Origin of the sequence: Kitasatospora sp. NPDC088548 (genome assembly GCF_044753005.1) — a bacterium.
GTDB lineage: Bacteria > Actinomycetota > Actinomycetes > Streptomycetales > Streptomycetaceae > Kitasatospora.
The window spans coordinates 129,739-149,976 of record NZ_JBIVMI010000023.1; the positions used below are offsets into that span (position 1 = coordinate 129,739).

The 20,238-nt window shown below is 74.1% G+C and carries 3 protein-coding genes; all 3 read left to right on the forward strand.

The window, feature by feature from the left end; all coding sequences use genetic code 11:
• The first annotated feature begins 244 nt into the window (after positions 1–244).
• Positions 245–13,426 carry a type I polyketide synthase gene (locus ACIP82_RS26810; protein ID WP_400656936.1) on the forward strand — a complete coding sequence of 4,394 codons (13,182 nt, stop codon included), beginning with the start codon at positions 245–247 and terminating at the stop codon, positions 13,424–13,426.
• Positions 13,423–18,396 (forward strand): type I polyketide synthase, encoded by a 4,974-nt coding sequence (locus tag ACIP82_RS26815; protein WP_400656953.1) that lies wholly within the window; start codon positions 13,423–13,425, stop codon positions 18,394–18,396. Before ACIP82_RS26810 ends, ACIP82_RS26815 begins: the two co-directional genes overlap by 4 nt.
• Before the next feature lie 58 nt (positions 18,397–18,454).
• A partial coding sequence (locus ACIP82_RS26820) for a beta-ketoacyl synthase N-terminal-like domain-containing protein (RefSeq protein ID WP_400656938.1) occupies positions 18,455–20,238 on the forward strand: 1,784 nt, incomplete at its 3' end.

Genomic DNA, 20,238 nt, shown 5'->3' on the forward strand with positions numbered 1-20,238 from the left:
ACCTGTCGGGAGCGGGCCGGAAGAGACCATTCGACGACACATGGAGAACCGTGACCGGCGGGGACCCCTGCGGAAGCCCCTGAACTGCCAGGAATGCCGTAGGGGGTGGCATTCGAGAAATTAGGGGTTGGTCCCCCTGACCGTGCGCGATAGCCTCCCACCAGCTCCAGCTGCCCAATTCTGCTTCCGCATTTGATTTTTCTGTGGAGAGGCAATCCGAGTCGCGATGTCTGGGAACACCGAGATGCACAACGATCCGATCGCCGTTGTCGGACTGGCCTGCCGCCTTCCGCGCGTGACCACCCCGGACGAATTCTGGGCACTGCTCCGTGATGGCACCGACGCCACTACCGGAATACCCGAGAACCGTTCCGGGGCCACCGGACCCGGCCGGGAAACCGGCCGGGGCGGATTCATCGAGCAGATCGACCGGTTCGACCCGGCATTCTTCGGCATATCGCCGCGGGAAGCCGCCGCCATGGATCCGCAGCAGCGCCTCGTGCTCGAACTCGGCTGGGAGGTGCTGGAGGACGCGGGCGCCCTCCCGTCCTCCCTGGCAGGCAGCCGCACCGGCGTGTTCGTCGGCGCCATCGCGGACGACTACGCGGCCCTCCAGCACCAGCGGGGCCTGCCGGCCCTCACCCAGCACTCGCTGACCGGACTGCAGCGCGGCATCATCGCCAACCGCGTCTCCTACACCCTCGGACTGCGCGGCCCCAGCATGGTCGTGGACACGGGCCAGTCCTCGTCACTGGTCGCCGTCCACATGGCCTGCGACAGCCTGCGGCGCGGAGAGTCGCACATCGCGCTGGCCGGCGGCGTCAACCTCAACGTCGCCCCCGAGAGCTTCGTCGGCGCGTCGAGGTTCGGAGCCCTCTCGCCCGACGGCCGGTGCTACACCTTCGACGCCCGGGCCAACGGCTACGTCCGGGGCGAGGGCGGCGCCCTCGTGGTCCTGAAGCCGCTCTCCCGGGCGGTCGCCGACGGCGACCGGGTCTACTGCCTGATCCACGGCTCCGCGACGAACAACGACGGCGGCGGCCTCAGCCTGACCACGCCCGACCGGGCCGGGCAGGAGGAAGTGCTGCGCGAGGCCTACCGGCTCTCCGGGGTCGACCCCGCCGAGGTGCAGTACGTGGAGCTGCACGGCACCGGCACCAAGGTCGGTGACCCGGTCGAGGCGGCGGCCCTCGGAGCGGTACTGGGCGCGGCCCGGTCCGCCGACGCCCCGCTGCGGGTCGGCTCCGCCAAGACCAACGTCGGCCACCTGGAAGGCGCGGCCGGCATCACCGGCCTGCTGAAAACCGTCCTTTCCCTGCGCCACCGGGAACTCCCGCCAAGCCTCAACTTCGAGACGCCCAACCCCGCCATCGCGCTCGACGTGTTGAACCTCCGCGTCCAGACCGAGCTCGAAGCGTGGACCCGCCCCGACGACGGACCCCTGATCGCCGGCGTCAGCTCGTTCGGCATGGGTGGCAGCAACTGCCACATGGTGCTGTCGAGTTGGTCGGGGACGGCACGGCCCTCGGCCACGTCGCCGGCTGCGCCCGGGGGCACTGGTTCCGTGGTGCCGTGGGTGGTGTCGGGCAAGTCCCCGGCCGCACTGCGCGCCCAGGCCGCGCGGCTGCGTGAGCAGGTGGCGGCGTCGCCGGAACTGTCACCCGTGGACGTGGGCTTCTCGCTCGCGACCGCCCGCACCGCGTTCGAGTACCGCGCCGCCGTGACCGGGCGCGACACCGGTGAACTGGCCAGCGCCCTGGAGGCGTTGGCCTCCGGTGACACCACCGGTACGCAGGCGACCGACGGCCCGACCGCGTTCATGTTCACCGGCCAGGGTGCGCAGCGGGTCGGTATGGGTCGGGAGTTGTACGGGGTGTTCCCGGTGTTCGCGGCGGCGTTCGACGAGGTGTGCGCGGTGGTGGACGGGTTTGTGGACCGTCCGCTGCGTGAGGTCGTCTTCGCGGATCCGTCCGACCCTGCGGCGGCGCTCCTGGAGGGCACCGCGTATGCGCAGGTGGCGCTGTTCGCCGTCGAAGTGGCGCTGTTCCGCCTGGTCGAGTCCTGGGGTGTGCGGGCGGACTTCCTGGTCGGACACTCCGTGGGCGAACTCGCGGCAGCCCACGTCGCCGGGATCTGGTCCCTCACCGACGCCTGTGCTTTGGTCGCCGCCCGAGGCCGCCTGATGCAGGCCCTCCCCACAGGCGGGGCCATGGTCTCGGTCATCGCCCCGGAAGAGGACATGCTGCCGTTCCTGACCGGCTTTGAGGGCCGGGTGGCGGTCGCCGCCGTCAACGGCCCCACCTCCACCGTCCTCTCCGGGGACGAGGACACCGTCCTCGATGTCGTGGCCGCCGGCGGCTGGAAGTCCACCCGGCTGCGGGTCAGCCACGCCTTCCACTCCCCCCGCATGGAACCGATGCTGGAAGAATTCCGGCACATCGCGCAGAGCCTCGAATACTCCGAGCCGCGCATCCCGCTGGTGTCGAACGTGACCGGCGACATCGCCTCGCCCGAGCTGGTCTGCTCGCCGGAGTACTGGGTACGTCATGTCCGCGACTCGGTGCGGTTCCACGACGGCATGACGGCCCTCAACGCCCGCGGAGTGACCCGCTTCGTCGAGCTCGGCCCCGCCGGAGTCCTCACCGCCATGGGCCAGTCCTGCGTCCAGGACGGACAGTTCGTCCCCCTCCTGCGCAAGGACCGCCCCGAAGAGGAAACCGCCGTCACCGCCCTGGCCCGCATGCACACCCTCGGCCTCACCATCGACTGGAACGCGTTCTTCACCGGACACAACCCCCACCGGATCGACCTGCCCACCTACGCATTCCAACGCGACCGCTACTGGCTCGACGCACCGGTCCCCGAGCTCGACGCCGCCGGTGCCGAGGAGCCGTCCACCTGGCGGGACCACCTGGCCGCCCTGCCCGACGAGGCCGAGCGGCAGCAGGCCGTCGAGGAACTCGTCCGCAAGCATGCCGCGTTCGTCCTCGGCCACACCACGCCCGAAGCGATCGACACGGACCGGGCGTTCAAGGAACTGGGCTTCGACTCGCTCACCGCGGTCGAACTGCGCAATCAGCTGAACGCCGCCACCGGACTGCGACTGCCCGGCACGATTCTCTTCGACCACCCCACACCCGCGGCCCTGGCCCACCACATCCGTTCGTCCGCCGTGGATGCCGTGGACGCCGCAGACCTCGGCGCGCAGGACCGCAACGCCGCCCTCCCCGCGTCGTCCCGGCCGCCGACCGCCGCCGATGGCGACCACGACCCGATCGCCATCGTCGCGATGAGCTGCCGGCTCCCGGGAGGCGTACGGACCCCCGAAGACCTGTGGGACGTGGTCGCCGCCGGCCGGGACGCCGTGTCGGGATTCCCCACCGAGCGCGGCTGGGACCTGGCGGACCTGTACGACCCCGACCCGTCGAAGCAGGGCAAGAGCTACGTCCGGGAAGGCGGATTCCTCCACGAGGCGGGCTGGTTCGACCCGGCCTTCTTCGGCATCAGCCCCCGTGAGGCACAGGCCATGGACCCCCAGCAGCGCCTGCTGCTGGAAACCTCCTGGGAGGCCCTGGAGCGCGCGGGTGTCCGGCCCGCGTCGCTGAAGGGCAGCCGCTGCGGGGTGTTCGTCGGCGCCATGCCCCAGGACTACGGGCCCCGCATGGAGGAGCCGGCCGAGGGGTACGAGGGCTACCTGCTGACCGGCAGCACCACCAGCGTCATCTCCGGCCGGATCTCCTACACCCTCGGTCTCGAAGGCCCCGCCGTCTCGGTGGACACCGCTTGCTCGGCTTCCCTGACGGCCATCCACCTGGCGGTACAGTCGCTGCGCCGCGACGAGTGCTCCCTGGCGCTGGCCGGCGGTGTCACCGTGATGTCCAGCCCCGGCATCTTCGTCGAGCTCAGCCGGCAGAAGGCGCTCTCCGCCGACGGCCGCTGCAAGGCGTTCTCCGCGCGGGCGGACGGCACCGGCTGGGGCGAGGGCGTCGGCATGCTCCTGCTGGAACGGCTGTCCGACGCCCGGCGCAACGGCCACCAGGTGCTCGCCGTGATCCGCGGCAGCGCCGTCAACCAGGACGGCGCGAGCAACGGCCTGACCGCCCCGCACGGCCCTTCGCAGCAGCGGGTGATCCGGGCGGCGCTCACCGACGCGGGCCTGTCCGCCCGGGACGTGGACGCCGTCGAGGCGCACGGAACGGGCACCGCCCTCGGCGACCCGATCGAGGCCGGGGCGCTGCTCGCCACCTACGGCCAGGACCGGACGGACGGACGGCCCCTCTGGCTCGGCTCGCTGAAGTCCAACTTCGCCCACCCCCAGGCGGCGGCCGGTGTGGCCGGCGTCATCAAGATGGTGATGGCCATCCGCCACGGCCTGCTGCCGCAGACCCTGCACGTCGACGAGCCGTCTCCGCACGTGGACTGGGAGTCGGGCGCCGTACGGCTGCTGACCGACCCGACGCCGTGGCCGTCGACCGGGCGCCCGAGGCGCGCCGGCGTCTCCTCCTTCGGCATCAGCGGCACCAACGCCCACGCCATCATCGAGCAGGCCCCGCAGGAGGCCGACGCACCGCCCGCGCAGGACTCCGGCGGGCAGTGCGCCGCCGGGACGACCACGGCCACGGCGGACCCGGAGCCGGAAACCTCCGCCGCCCTCCCCGGTCCCCTTGCCTGGACGATCTCCGGCAGGACGGAACAGGCACTGCGGGCACAGGCCGAGCGGCTGCGTGCGCACCTCGCGGCCCACCCCGGCGCCGGACTCGCCGACACCGGGTACTCCCTCGCCACCACGCGCACCGCGTTCGGCCACCGCGCCGCGGTCGTCGCGGACGACCGCGAGGGGTTCCTCCAGGGACTCACCGCACTCGCGGACGGCACGACCGCGCCCAACCTGGTGCAGGCCACGGGCGGCGACCGGCGCAGAGTCGCCTTCGTCTTCCCCGGCCAGGGCTCGCAGTGGCTCGGCATGGCACAGGAACTGTGGCACGACTCCCCCGTCTTCGCCGGGCAACTGCGGGCGTGCGCCGACGCGTTCCGGCCGTTCGTCGGCTGGTCGCTGCTGGACGTGCTGCACGGCGAACCGGACGCGCCCTCGCTGGACCGCATCGATGTGATCCAGCCGACGCTGTTCGCGGTGATGGTGTCGCTGGCGGCCGTGTGGCGGTCGTACGGGATCGAGCCCGCGGCCGTGGTCGGACACTCCCAGGGCGAGATCGCCGCAGCGTACGTCGCCGGCGGTCTGACGCTCGAGGACGCGGCCCGCATCGTGGCGCTACGCAGCCTGCTGTGGTCGGAACTCAGCGGGAAGGGCGGCATGATGGCCGTCTCCCTGCCCGCGGACGAGGCCCGCGAACGCATCGGGCGCTGGTCCGACCGGCTGTCGATCGCCGCCGTCAACGGCCCGAGGTTCGTGACCGTCTCCGGCGACCCCGGGGCGCTCGACGAGCTGTTTGCCGCGCTGGAGGCCGAGGGCGTCCAGGCCCGCCGGATCCGCGGTGTCGACACCGCCGGCCACTCCGCCCAGGTGGACATCCTCCGTGACCGCCTGCTGGAGGGGCTGCGGACGGTGACGCCGCTGGCCTCCCGCATCCCCTTCTACTCCACCGTGACCGGCGGCCGGCTGGACACCCGCGAGCTGGACACGCGCTACTGGTACCGGAACATCCGCGACACGGTCGAATTCGAGCAGGCCGGGCGGGAGCTGCTGGCCGCGGGCTGCACCGGATTCGTCGAATGCAGCCCCCACCCGGTGCTGGCGACGGCTCTCCAGGAGACGGCCGAGGACGCCGGGGCCGACATCGCCGTCGTGGGAACGCTGCGCCGCGAGGAAGGCGGAGCGCGGCGCTTTCTCACCTCCCTCGCGCAGGCCCAGGTCCAGGGGATCGAACCCGACTGGGAGGCCGTCTTCGCCGGGCACGGCGCGCGGCGGGTGGAGCTCCCGACCTACGCCTTCCAGCGCGAGCTGCACTGGCTCTCCCGCCCCGCCCCGGCCGGTGACGTGTCGACGGCGGGTCTGGAGCCGGCCGACCACCCGCTGCTCGGCGCCGCGGTCGCCCTGGCCGGCGCGGACGGTTACCTGTTCACCGGCCGCCTGGCCGTGCGGACGCACCCCTGGCTCGCCCACCACACGGCGCTGGGAACCCCGGTGCTGCCGGGCAGCGCCTTCGTCGAACTCGCCGTCCGCGCCGGGGACCACGTCGGGTACGAGCGGATCGAGGAACTGATCGTCGAAGCGCCGCTGGCCCTTCCCGCCGAGGGCGCGGTGGTGATCCAGGTCCGTCTGGGCGCGGCCGAGGACGACCGCCGGACGATCGAGGTGTACGCGCGGCCGGAGCAGGCCGGGCCGGAGCAGCCCTGGCGGCGGCATGCCACAGGTCTCCTGGCGGCCGGCGGCACGGCTGAGCCGTTCGACCTGACGGCCTGGCCGCCGGCCGGCGCGGTTCCGGCGGAGGGCGCCGGGGCGGACGGGATCACCGCCCTGTGGCGGCTCGGCGACGAGGTGTACGCCGAGGCCGCCCTCACCGAGGACACCACGGGCGAGGCCGCGCTGTTCGGCCTGCACCCCGCGCTGCTGGAGGCCGCCCTGGGCGCGGCGGACGCGGTCGGCCGTGACGACGACGGTGCCGCGGGCGCGGACCACGACGCCCGGCTGGCGTTCGCCTGGAAGGGCGTCTCGCTCCAGGCGACCGGTGCGTCCCACCTGCGCGTCCGGCTGACCCCCACCGGCCCCGACGGGGTGTCCGTCGCGCTCGCCGACCCGACCGGCCGGCCCGTGGCGGCCATCGACGAGGTGGCGCTGCGGGCGACCCGCCCGGAGGAGATCCAGGGCGGCCGGCCCGCGTTCCACCAGTCGTTGCAGCGCGTGACGTGGAGCCCGGTATCCGGCGGCGGATCGCCCGGGCCCCGCCGATGGGCGGTCCTCGGCGACGACGGCCTCGGACTGCGTGCCGGCCTCAACCTGCCGGCTTTCCGCATGGACGCGGACCCGGCCGACGCACCGGACACGGCCGCACCGGACACGGTGCTGACGGCCTGCACCCTGCCCCACGGCACCGCCACGGGGACCGCGGACGCCGTACGGGACGTCACGCACCGGGCGCTGGCGCTCGTACAGCGCTGGCTCTCCGACGAGCGGTTCGCCTCCTCCCGGCTGGTGTTCGTGACCCGGGGCGCGGTGGCGACCGCCCCCGACGAGGACGTGCCCGATCCGGCCCACGCCGCCCTGTGGGGGCTGATCCGGTCCGCGCAGACCGAGGAGCCGGACCGGTTCGTGCTCGTGGACCTCGACGCGGACCCGGAGTCGCTGCGCGCCCTCCCGGCCGCGCTGGCCTCCGGTGAGCCGCAGAGCGCCGTCCGCGCCGGCGCCGTGCTCGCTCCCCGGCTCGCCCGGGTACCGGCCGACGCCCCGGCCGCTCCCCCGCGCTTCGACCCGGACGGCACCGTACTGATCACCGGCGGAACCGGGACGCTGGGCGCCCTGGCAGCCCGTCACGCCGTGACCGAGTACGGCGTACGGCACCTGCTGCTCGTCGGGCGCCGCGGACTCGCCGCCGAGGGCGCGAAGGAGCTGCGGTCCGAACTGACCGCGGCCGGCGCCTCGGTGACGGTGGCCGCCTGCGACGTCGCGGACCGCGAATCGCTCGCGGACCTGCTGGCCCGCGTACCCGCCGAGCATCCGCTGACCGCGGTGATCCACACGGCCGGCGTCCTGGACGACGGCGTCGTCGCGGCCCTGACCCCGGCGCGGGTCGACGCGGTCCTGCGGCCCAAGGTGGACGCGGCGGTGAACCTGCACGAGCTGACCGCCGGCCTGGACCTGACCGCCTTCGTGCTGTACTCCTCCGTCGTCGCCACCATCGGCGGCGCCGGCCAGGCGAACTACGCCGCGGCCAACGCCTTCCTGGACGCCCTGGCCCGCCACCGCCGGGCGCACGGCCTGGCCGGCCAGTCGCTGGCCTGGGGCCTGTGGGCCGAGCGCAGCACCATGAGCGTCCACCTGGACGACACCGATGTGCAGCGGATGGCACGGTCCGGCGTCGCCGTCATGCCCTCCGCGGAAGGCATGGCCCTGTTCGACACCGCCCTCGCGGTGGGCGATGCCGCGCTCGTACCGGCACGCCTGGACCTGGCGGCGCTGCGCGCCCAGGCCGACACCCGGCCCGTACCCCACCTGTTCCGGGGCCTGGTACGGATGCCGAACCGGCGGGCGGCACAGGGCCTCGCCGACTCCGGCACCTCCTCACTGGCCCAGCAGCTGGCGGGGCTGCCCGAGCCGGAGCGCCACCGGTTCCTGCTGGACCTGGTGCGCTCGCACGCCGCGGCCGTCCTCGGACACGGCTCCCCGGAGGCGATCGCCCCGACCCGGGCGTTCCGCGAGGTCGGCTTCGACTCGCTGACCGCGGTGGAACTCCGCAACCGGCTGAACACGGCCACCGGGCTGCGGCTGCCGACCAGTCTCCTCTTCGACTACCCGACCCCCGAAACACTCGCCGCGCACATCCGCACCGCCGCACTCGGGGAGCCGGACACCGCCGCACCCGCGCCGGCGACGGCGGGAGCGGCCGCCGCTTCGGACGACGACCCGATCGCCGTCGTCGCGATGAGCTGCCGGTTCCCCGGCGGCGTGCGGAGCCCGGAGGACCTGTGGCGGCTGGTGGCCGACGGCGGCGACGTGATCTCCACCTTCCCCACCGACCGGAACTGGAACGTCGAAGAGCTCTACGACCCCAACCCCGACCAGCGGGGCAAGACCTACGCCAAGGAAGGCGGATTCCTCTACGACGCCTACGACTTCGACCCGGAGTTCTTCGGGATCTCGCCGCGTGAGGCGCTGGCGATGGACCCCCAGCAGCGCCTGCTGCTGGAGACCTCCTGGGAGGTCGTGGAGCGCGCGGGCATCGACCCGTCCAGCCGGCGCGGTACGCCGACGGGCGTGTTCATCGGCACCAACGGGCAGGACTACGCCTCGCACCTGCGGCAGCTGCCCGAAGACCTGGAGGGCTACCTGCTGACCGGCAAGGCCGCCAGCGTGGTCTCCGGTCGCATCGCGTACACCATGGGCCTGGAGGGCCCGGCGGTGACGGTCGACACGGCCTGCTCGTCGTCGCTGGTGGCGCTGCACCTGGCGGCGGAGTCGCTGCGCCGGGGCGAGTGCTCGATGGCGCTGGCCGGCGGTGTCACCGTGATGTCCACCCCCAGCCTCTTCATCGAGTTCAGTCGGCAGCGCGGACTGGCCCGCGACAGTCGCTCCAAGGCGTTCTCCGCGGCCGCCGACGGAACGAGCTGGGCCGAGGGGGCCGGGATGGTCCTGCTGGAGCGGCTGTCCGACGCGCGGCGCAACGGGCACCGGGTGCTCGCCGTGATCCGGGGCAGCGCGATCAACCAGGACGGCGCGAGCAACGGGCTGAGTGCGCCGAACGGTCCTTCGCAGCAGCGGGTGATCCGGGCCGCGCTGGCCAACGCCCGGCTGAAGCCCGAACAGGTCGACGTCGTGGAGGCGCACGGCACCGGGACGACGCTGGGTGACCCGATCGAGGCCGGTGCCCTGCTGGCGACCTACGGCCAGGGGCGTTCCGTGGAGCGGCCGTTGTGGCTGGGGGCGCTGAAGTCCAACCTCGGTCACACGCAGGCCGCTTCCGGTGTGGCCGGCGTCATCAAGATGGTGATGGCGATGCGGCACGGCGTGCTGCCCGCGACCCTGCACGCCGGCGAGCCGTCCCCGCACGTCGACTGGTCGGCGGGCGCGGTCGAGCTGCTGACCGAGGCCCGGCCCTGGCCCCAGACCGGCGCGCCGCGCCGGGCCGGTGTGTCCGCGTTCGGGATCAGCGGCACCAACGCACACACCATCCTGGAACAGGCACCGGAAACCGACGACGAGCCCTCGGCCACGTCGCCGGCTGCGCCCGGGGGCACTGGTTCCGTGGTGCCGTGGGTGGTGTCGGGCAAGTCCCCGGCCGCACTGCGCGCCCAGGCCGCGCGGCTGCGTGAGCAGGTGGCGGCGTCGCCGGAACTGTCACCCGTGGACGTGGGCTTCTCGCTCGCGACCGCCCGCACCGCGTTCGAGTACCGCGCCGCCGTGACCGGGCGCGACACCGGTGAACTGGCCATCGCCCTGGAGGCGTTGGCCTCCGGTGACACCACCGGTACGCAGGCGACCGACGGCCCGACCGCGTTCATGTTCACCGGCCAGGGTGCGCAGCGTCTGGGGATGGGTCGGGAGTTGTATGGGGTGTTCCCGGTGTTCGCGGCGGCGTTCGACGAGGTGTGCGCGGTGGTGGACGGGTTGGTGGACCGTCCGCTGCGTGAGGTCGTCTTCGCCGATCCGTCCGACCCTGCGGCGGCGCTCCTGGAGGGCACCGCGTATGCGCAGGTGGCGCTGTTCGCCGTCGAGGTGGCGCTGTTCCGTCTGGTCGAGTCCTGGGGCGTGCGGGCGGACTTCCTGGTCGGGCACTCCGTGGGCGAACTCGCGGCAGCCCACGTCGCCGGGATCTGGTCCCTCACCGACGCCTGTGCTTTGGTCGCCGCCCGAGGCCGCCTGATGCAGGCCCTCCCCACAGGCGGGGCCATGGTCTCGGTCATCGCCCCGGAAGAGGACGTTCTGCCGTTCCTCGCCGGCCATGAGGACCGCGTCGCGGTCGCCGCCGTCAACGGCCCCACCTCCACCGTCCTGTCCGGGGACGAGGAGACGGTGCTTGAGGTCGTGGCCGCCGGCGGCTGGAAGTCCACCCGGCTGCGCGTCAGCCACGCCTTCCACTCCCCCCGCATGGAACCGATGCTGGAAGAGTTCCAGCACATCGCCGAGGGGCTCACCTACCACGAGCCGCGCATCCCGCTGGTGTCGAACGTGACCGGCGACATCGCCGCACCGGACCTGGTGTGCTCGCCGGAGTACTGGGTGCGTCATGTCCGTGAATCGGTGCGGTTCCACGACGGCATGACGGCCCTGAGCACTCGCGGAGTGACCCGCTTCGTCGAGCTCGGCCCCGCCGGGGTCCTCACCGCGATGGGCCAGTCCTGCGTCCAGGACGGACAGTTCGTCCCCCTCTTGCGCAAGGACCGCCCCGAAGAGGAAACCGCCGTCACCGCCCTGGCCCGCATGCACACCCTCGGCCTCACCATCGACTGGAACGCGTTCTTCACCGGACACGACCCCCACCAGGTCGACCTGCCCACCTACGCCTTCCAGCGCGACCGCTACTGGTTCGCGACACCCGCCGTCCCCGACGCGCCGACGGCCGGAGCACACGGCATCGCCTCCGCGTCGTCGTCCGACTCCGTGGACGTGCGTTTCTGGGAGGCGGTCGAGGGCCAGGACCCGGACGCGCTGGCCGCGATGCTCGAAGTCGACCCCGCCACGCCGCTGAGCGGCATGGTGCCCCTGCTGTCCTCCTGGCGCCGCAGGCAGAACGACCACGCCACCACGGAGGCGTGGCGGTACCGGATCGCCTGGCACCCGGTGGCCGCCGAGCCGCGCGGCGTCCTGTCCGGCACCTGGCTGGTGGCCGTTCCGGCGGTTCCGGCCGCAGGAGCCGGCGGCGACGCACAGGCCGCCGTCCTGCGCGCCCTGCGGGAGCGCGGAGCGCGGGCGGTCACCGTCGAACTGGCCGAGGACGATCGCGACGCGGTCGCCGCCCGGCTGCGGGAGGCCGCGGCCGGCGAGACACCGGCGGGCGTGCTGTCCCTGCTCGCCCTCGCCGACGGTCCGCACCCGGGGCGCCCGGTCCTGCCGTACGGTCTGGCGCTGAACCTGGCGCTGGTGCAGGCGCTCGGGGACACGCGGATCCACTGCCCCCTGTGGCTCGCGACCCGCACCGCCGTCTCGGTGAGCCCGACCGACCCCGTCGACCGCCCCGAGCAGGCGACCGTCTGGGGCCTGGGCCGCGTGGTCGGCCTGGAGCACCCCGAGCGCTGGGGCGGCCTGGTCGATCTGCCCGCCACCGTCGACGAGCGCGCCGCGGCCCGGCTGGCCGGAGTCCTCGCCGCCGAGGGCGACGAGGACCAGCTGGCGGTGCGCACCGCGGGCGTGTTCGTACGTCGGCTGGTGCACGCCCCGCTGGGCGCGCCGGCCGACGAGGTCAAGTGGCAGCCCAACGGCACCGTTCTGATCACCGGTGGCACCGGCGGTCTGGGGGCGCAGGTGGCCCGCTGGCTGGCCCGTACCGGGGCCGAGCACCTGGTGCTCACCAGCCGGCGCGGTTCCGCGGCGCCGGGCGCCGCGGACCTCGAAGCCGAACTGCGGGGCCTGGGCGCCCGGGTGACGGTCGCCGCGTGCGACGTCGCGGACCGTGCGGCGCTGGCCGGGCTGCTGCACGGCCTGGAGGCCGAAGGATCGCCGGTGCGTGCGGTGTTCCACGCCGCCGGGGTGGTCCACTTCCAGCAGATCGCCGACAGCACGCCGGCCGACTTCGCGGCCATGGCCGAGGGCAAGGTGTCCGGAGCCGTCCATCTCGACGAGCTTCTGGACGGGCCCCGCGTCGAGGCATTCGTGCTCTTCTCGTCCGTCGCGGCCGCCTGGGGCAGCGGCGGCCAGGGCGCCTACGCCGCGGCCAACTCCTTCCTGGACGCGCTCGCCGAGAAGCGCCGGGCCCGCGGCCTGGCGGCCACCTCGGTGGCCTGGGGCCCCTGGGCGGACAAGGGCATGATCGAGGGCGACGGGGTGGAGGAGCACCTGAGCCGCCGGGGGCTGCCCCCGATGGCGCCGGACCTGACGGTGGCGGCCCTGCACGGGGCGCTGGCCCGCCAGGAGACGACGCTGGTCCTCGCCGACGTCCGGTGGGACCGGTTCGTGCCGGGCTTCACCGCCGCCCGCCGCCGCCCGCTCATCGACGAACTGCCCGAGGTCCGGCGGGCGCTGGAAGCGGCCGCGGAACCCGGGGCCGCCGCACCGGAGAGCACCGGCAGCGTGACGGACGGCCTGGCCGGCCTGCCGGACGCCGAGCGGGAGCGGCTGCTGACGGATCTGGTGCGTACGCACACCGCGGCCGTCCTCGGCCACTCCACCCCGGACGCGATCGCCGACGACCGTGCCTTCAAGGAGCTGGGGTTCGACTCGCTCACGGCCGTGGAACTGCGCAACCGGCTGAACGCCGCCACCGGGCTGTCGCTGCCCGCCACGCTGATCTTCGACTATCCCGCCCCGGCTCCGCTCGCCCGGTTCCTGCGGGCCGAGCTGTTCCCGCAGCAGCCGATGACGGCCGACTCGGTCCTCGACGACCTGGACCGGTGGGAGCAGGCGCTGGCGGAGCTCACCGCGGACACCGGCGTACGGGAGCGGCTCACCACCCGCCTGCAGAGCCTCGTGGCACGGCTCGAAAGCACCGCCGGCACCGCCCCGCAGAGCGGCGCCGCGGCCTCGGTCGAGGAGCAGCTGATGGCTGCTTCCGCCGACGAGATCTTCAATCTGATCGACAACGACTTCGGGGCGTCCTGATGGCCAACGAGCAAGAAGAGAAGCTTCTCGGCTACCTCAAGCGGGTCACCGCCGACCTGCACCGGGCCCGCCAGCGCCTGCAGGAGGTGCAGGACAAGGAGCGGGAGCCGATCGCGATCGTGGGCATGGGCTGCCGCTTCCCCGGCGGGGTGCGCTCGCCCGAGGACCTGTGGGAGCTGGTCGCCGAGGGCCGGGACGCGGTCTCCGCGTTCCCCACCGACCGCGGCTGGAACGTGGACGCCCTCTACGACCCGGACCCGGCCGTCTCCGGCACCTGCTACACCCGGCAGGGCGGCTTCCTCTACGACGCCGGCCAGTTCGACCCCGCCTTCTTCGGGATCTCGCCGCGCGAGGCGCTGGCGATGGACCCGCAGCACCGGCTGCTCCTCGAGGTCTCCTGGGAGGCCGTCGAACGCGCCGGGATCGACCCGCTGTCGCTGAAGGGGGAGAAAGCGGGCGTCTTCGTCGGCGCGACCTCCTTCCAGTACGGCGGGGACCCGGCGGTGGCGGACCCGGGCGTCGAGGGCCATCTGCTGATCGGCAACGTCACCAGCGTGGCCTCGGGCCGGATCTCCTACACCCTCGGTCTCGAAGGGCCCGCCGTCACCCTGGACACCGCGTGCTCGTCCTCGCTGGTGACCCTCCACCTGGCCGTTCAGTCGCTGCGCCGGGGCGAGTGCTCGCTGGCCCTGGCGGGTGGCGCCGCGATCATGGCCAACCCCGGTGTCTTCGTCGAGTTCAGCCGTCAGCGCGGCCTGGCCCCCGACGGCCGCTGCAAGGCCTTCGCCGCGGCCGCCGACGGCACCGGCTGGGGCGAGGGCGCGGGCATGGTGCTGCTGGAGCGGCTGTCGGACGCGCGGCGCAACGGGCACCCGGTGCTCGCGGTCGTCCGGGGCAGCGCGATCAACCAGGACGGCGCGAGCAACGGCCTCAGCGCGCCCAACGGCCCCGCCCAGCAGCGGGTCATCCAGCAGGCGCTGGCTGCGGCCGAACTGACCACGGCCGACGTCGACATGGTGGAGGCGCACGGCACCGGCACCAGGCTCGGCGACCCCATCGAGGCACAGGCGCTGCTGGCCACCTACGGCCGGGGCCGGCCGGCCGGTCAGCCGCTGTGGCTCGGCTCGCTGAAGTCCAGCATCGGCCACACCCAGGCGGCCGCCGGGGTCGGCGGGATCATCAAGACCGTCCTGGCGATCCGTCGGGGAGTGCTGCCCAAGTCCCTGCACATCGACGAGCCCTCGCACGACGTGGACTGGTCGGCCGGCGCCGTGTCGCTGCTCCGCGACGAGACGCCGTGGCCGGAGCTGGGACGCCCACGCCGGGGCGCGGTGTCGGCGTTCGGGGTCAGCGGCACCAACGCGCACGTCATCCTGGAGCAGGCCCCGGCCGAGGAAGACCCGGAGACGGACGACGCGGCGGCCCCGGCCCCGGTGCCGTGGACGCTGTCCGGCCGTACCGACGCCGCGCTGCGGGCCCGCGCCGTACAACTGCGCCAGCACCTGGACCGCCACCCGGAGTACGGCCCGGCCGAGATCGGGGCGGCACTCGCCCGCACCCGGTCCGCGTTCGAGCACCGCGCGGTCGTGGTCGGCCGCACCCGCGAGGACTTCCGCACCGCTCTGGACGCGCTCGCCGCCGGCGGCGCCGCCGCGGGGCTGGCCGAGGGCGTCGCGGTGAACACCACCCGTCCGGTCTTCCTGTTCCCCGGCCAGGGCTCGCAGTGGGCGGGTATGGCGGGAGAACTGCTCGAAACCTCGCCCGTGTTCGCCCGGACGATGGCCGACTGCGAGCGCGCCCTGGCGCCGTTCGTGGACTGGTCGCTGGACGAGGTGGTGCGGGGAGCGCCGGGCGCGCCCTCGACGGAACGCGTGGACGTGGTCCAGCCGCTGCTGTTCGCGGTGATGGTGGCCCTCGCCGCCGTCTGGCGCTCCCACGGCGTGGAGCCCGCCGCCGTGGCGGGTCACTCCCAGGGGGAGATCGCGGCGGCGTGTGTGGCGGGCGCGCTGTCGCTGGAGGACGCCGCGCGCGTGGTCGCCCTGCGCAGCCGGGCGCTGCGGGCGCTGTCCGGGGACGGCGGCATGATGTCGGTCTCGCTGCCGCAGGACGAACTCGTCGAGCGCATGGCGCCGTGGGGCGAGCGTCTGTCGCTGGCGGCGGTCAACGGCCCCGGCTCGATGGTGGTCTCCGGCGAACCCGAGGCGCTGCGCGAGCTGCTGGCGTCCTGCGAGGCCGACGGCGTCCGGGCACGGATCATCCCCGTCGACTACGCCTCGCACTCGCGGCAGGTGGAGCGGATCCACGGACAGTTGCTGGAACTCCTCGCCCCGATCAGTCCCCGCCCGTCCGAGACCGTCTTCTACTCGACGGTCACCGGCGGCCCCGTCGACACCTCCGTCCTGAACGCGGAGTACTGGGCCCGGAACCTGCGGCAGACGGTCCAGCTGGAGCAGGCCACCCGCCGGATACTGGCCGCGGGCCACCGGGTGATCATCGAGGTGAGCCCCCATCCGGTCCTGGCCTTCGCCGTGCAGGAGACCATCGAGGCGGTCGGCGCGGAGGCGGCCGTGGTCGGTTCGCTGCGCCGCGACGAGGGCGGCCCCGACCGGATGCTGCTGTCGCTGGCACAGGCGTACGTCCGCGGTGCCGCGGTCGACTGGGCGGCCGTCCACACCGGGCGGCGCACCCGCCCGGTGGACCTGCCCACCTATCCGTTCCAGCGGCAGCGCTACTGGCTGGAGACCGCCGTCGCGCCGTCCGCGACCGGGCAGGACCCGGCGGAAGCCGCCTTCTGGGCGGCGGTGGAGCGCGAAGACCTCCCGGCGCTGGCCGCGACGCTGGACGCCGGCACCGCATTCGGCGCCGGCACCGGCGACGCGGCCGAGGCCGCGGACCCCGGTACGGCCGCCGCGCTGCGGGCGGCGCTGCCCCTGCTGTCCTCGTGGCGCCGTCGGCGGACGGACGGCGCGGCGCTGGACTCCTGGCGGTACCGGATCGGCTGGCGGCCGCTCCCCGAGCCGGCCGCCGCGCCGCTCACCGGCACCTGGCTCGTCGCCGTACCGGCAGGACACACCGCGGACCAGCCGGTCACGGCCGTTCTCACCGGCCTCGTCGGCCTCGGCGCGGACCTCGTCCCCGTCGAGATCACCACCGGCACGGACCGCACCGCCCTGGCCGAGCTGATCGGCGCGACGCTGAAGGACACCGACGCGGCACCCGCCGGGGTGCTCTCACTGCTCGCCCTCGACGAGGCACCCCAGCCCGGCGCCCCGTCCGTACCCGCAGGGCTCGCCCTCACCATGACGCTGGTTCAGGCGCTGGGCGACACCGGGACCGAGGCACCGCTGTGGCTGGCGACCCGGGGAGCGGTGTCGACCGACGCCTCCGACCGGCTCGACAGCCCCGCCCAGGCGGCCGTCTGGGGGCTGGGCGCGGTGATCGGTCTGGAGTCCCCGCAGCGCTGGGGCGGCCTGGTCGACCTGCCGGCGGTCCTCGACGACCGGGCCCTGGCCCGGCTGGCCGCCGTGCTCGCCGGTCGGGCCGACGCGGGCGGCGGCGAGTCCGAGGACCAGCTCGCGGTGCGGCGCCCGGGCGTGTTCGCCCGCCGTCTGCTCCGCGCCGCCGCGCCGCCCCCCGCAGCCGGCTGGCGGCCCGGCGGCACCGTCCTGATCACCGGTGGGACCGGCGGGGCGGGCGCCGGAGTGGCTCGCAGACTGGCCGGGGAGGGCGCCGAGCACCTGGTGCTGATCAGCCGGCGCGGCGGCGCGGCACCCGGCGCCGGGGAACTGGAGGCCGAACTCACCGCGTCCGGTGTCCGGGTCACGGTCGCGGCCTGCGACGTCGCGGACCGCGCCGCGCTCGCCGAACTGCTGGGCTCCCTGCCGCGGGACCTGCCGGTGACCGCGGTGGTGCACGCCGCAGGTGTGCTCGACGACGGCGTCCTCGACTCCCTGACGGCCGAAGAGGCCGACCGGACCCTGCGGCCGAAGGTCACCGGGGCGCTGAACCTGCACGAACTCACCAAGGACTGCGACCTGTCCGCGTTCGTACTCTTCTCCTCCATCGCCGGCACCGTGGGCGCCGCCGGTCAAGGGAGCTACGCCGCGGCCAACGCCGTCCTGGACGCGCTCGCGCGGCAGCGGCACGCGGACGGGCTGGCCGCCACCTCGGTGGCCTGGAGCGCTCTCGCCGACGGCGGGATGATCGACGCGGCGGTGGCGGACCAGCTGCGGCGCCGCGGTGCGGCCCCCATGCCCGGCGACCGCGCCGGCGACGCGCTGCTGCGGGCGGCGGGCGGCGACGAGCCGTTCCAGGTGGTCGCCGACCTCGACTGGGAACGGTTCGCGCCCGCGCTCGCCGCCGGCCGGCCGCTGCCCCTGCTGCGCGACCTGCCGGAGGCCCTGGCGGCCCTCACGTCCGCATCGAGCCCGGAGGGCGAGGACCGCGACGACTCCGAGGCCCTGCTGCGGCGCATCGCCCCGCTGGGCGACGCGGACCGGCAGCGGGTGCTGCGCGACCTGGTCAGGTCGCTGGCCGCCGTCGTACTCGGCTACCCCGACTCCACCGCGGTCGAGGCCGACCGGGCCTTCAAGGAGCTGGGTTTCGACTCGCTCACCGCCGTGGAGCTGCGCAACCGCCTGAGCGTGGCCACCGGGCTCAGGCTGCCGGTCACGCTGGTCTTCGACCACCCCACCGCCGCCGCTCTCGCCGCCCACCTCGACGCCGAACTGCTGCCCGACGGCGGCTCGCCCGCCGGGCCCGTCCTCGCCGAACTGGACCGGCTGGAGGCGTCACTGGCCACGGTGGGCGCCGACGAGGCCGCCCGCGCCGCGGTCTCCGAACGCCTGCAGTCCCTGCTGCGCACCTGGTCCGGCGCCCCCGGGCAGCAGAGCGCCGTCGACGACCTCGAGGCGGCCACCGACGAGGAGATGTTCGACCTCCTGGACCAGGAACTCGACGACATCGCATGAACCACCGCACACCCACCCACGGCCTTCCGTTTCACGGTCTTCGAGGAGCTGACGAGTGATGGAGAACGAAGCGAAGCTTCGCGACTACCTCAAGCGGACAACCGCCAATCTGCGCGTGGCCCGTCAGAGCCTGGAGGAACTCAAGGAGAAGGAGCACGAGCCGATCGCCGTCGTGGCGATGGGCTGCCGCCTCCCGGGAGGCGTACGGACCCCCGAGGAGCTGTGGGACCTCGTCGCCGAGGGGCGGGACGCGATCGCGCCGTTCCCCACCGACCGCGGCTGGGACCTCGACACGCTCTACGACCCGGACCCGGATCGCCAGGGCAGGACCTACGTCCGTGAGGGCGGATTCCTCGACGGCGTCGACCGGTTCGACGCCCCGTTCTTCGGCATCTCGCCACGTGAGGCGCTGTCGATGAACCCCCAGCAGCGGCTGCTGCTGGAAGTCGCCTGGGAAACGCTCGAGCACGCCGGGATCACTCCGGCCTCGCTGCGCGGCTCGCGGACGGGGGTGTTCATCGGGGCCACGGACTTCGACTACGGCAGCAATGTCACGGACCTCCCCGAAGGCCTGGAAGGCCAGATGTCGCTGGGTGCCTCCGGCGCGATCCTGTCCGGCCGCGTCGCGTACACCCTCGGCCTGGAGGGGCCGGCCCTCACGGTCGACACCGCCTGCTCGTCGTCGCTGGTGGCCCTGCACCTGGCCTGCCAGTCGCTGCGCAAGGGCGAGTCGTCGATGGCGCTGACCGGGGGGACCACCGTGATGGCCACCCCGACCGGATTCATCGAGTACAGCCGTCAGCGGGCCCTGTCCCCGACCGCCCGCTGCCGGGCGTTCGCCGCGGCGGCCGACGGCACCGTGTGGGCGGAGGGCGTCGGTGTGCTGCTGCTGGAGCGGCTCTCCGACGCCCAGCGCAACGGGCACCCGGTGCTGGCCGTCGTCCGGGGCAGCGCGATCAACCAGGACGGCGCGAGCAACGGCCTGACCGCGCCGAACGGCCCCGCCCAGCAGCGGGTGATCCGGGCCGCGCTGGCCAACGCCCGGCTGAAGCCCGAACAGGTCGACACCGTCGAGGCACACGGCACCGGAACGACGCTGGGCGACCCGATCGAGGCCGGTGCCCTGCTGGCGACGTACGGTCAGGGGCGGCCCGCGGACCGGCCACTGTGGCTGGGCTCGCTGAAGTCCAACCTCGGTCACGCGGCGGCGGCCTCCGGCGTGGCCGGGATCATCAAGACGGTGATGGCCCTGCGGCACGGCGTGCTGCCCGCGACCCTGCACGTGGACCAGCCGTCGCAGAAGGTGGACTGGGAGTCCGGCGCGGTGCGGCTGCTGACCGAGGCCCGGCCGTGGCCGCAGGGCGAGGAGCCCCGGCGGGCCGGCGTCTCCTCCTTCGGGGCCAGCGGCACCAACGCCCACACGATCATCGAGGAACCCCCGGCGGACGTCCCCGAGGCCGGGGCGTCCGACGCCCCGGCCCAGGACGAGCAGGACGAGCCCACCGCCACTGCTGCGCCGCTGGGTTCGGGTGTGGTGCCGTTGGTGGTGTCGGCGCGCAGTGCCGGGTCGTTGCGGGGGCAGGCCGAACGGCTCGGTGCGCTGGTGAACGGCCGTGCCGGTACGGAGCTGGGCGGGGTGGGCTTCTCGCTGGTGTCCTCACGCGCCCTGTTCGAGCACCGCGCGGTCGTGCTCGCGGAAAACCCCACCGACGCCGCCACCGGCCTCAAAGCCCTGGCCGAGGACGTCCCCGGAGACGGCGTGACCTCCGGAATCGCAGGCCCGCTCGGCGGCCGGGTGTTCGTGTTCCCCGGCCAGGGCTCCCAATGGGCCGGCATGGCAGT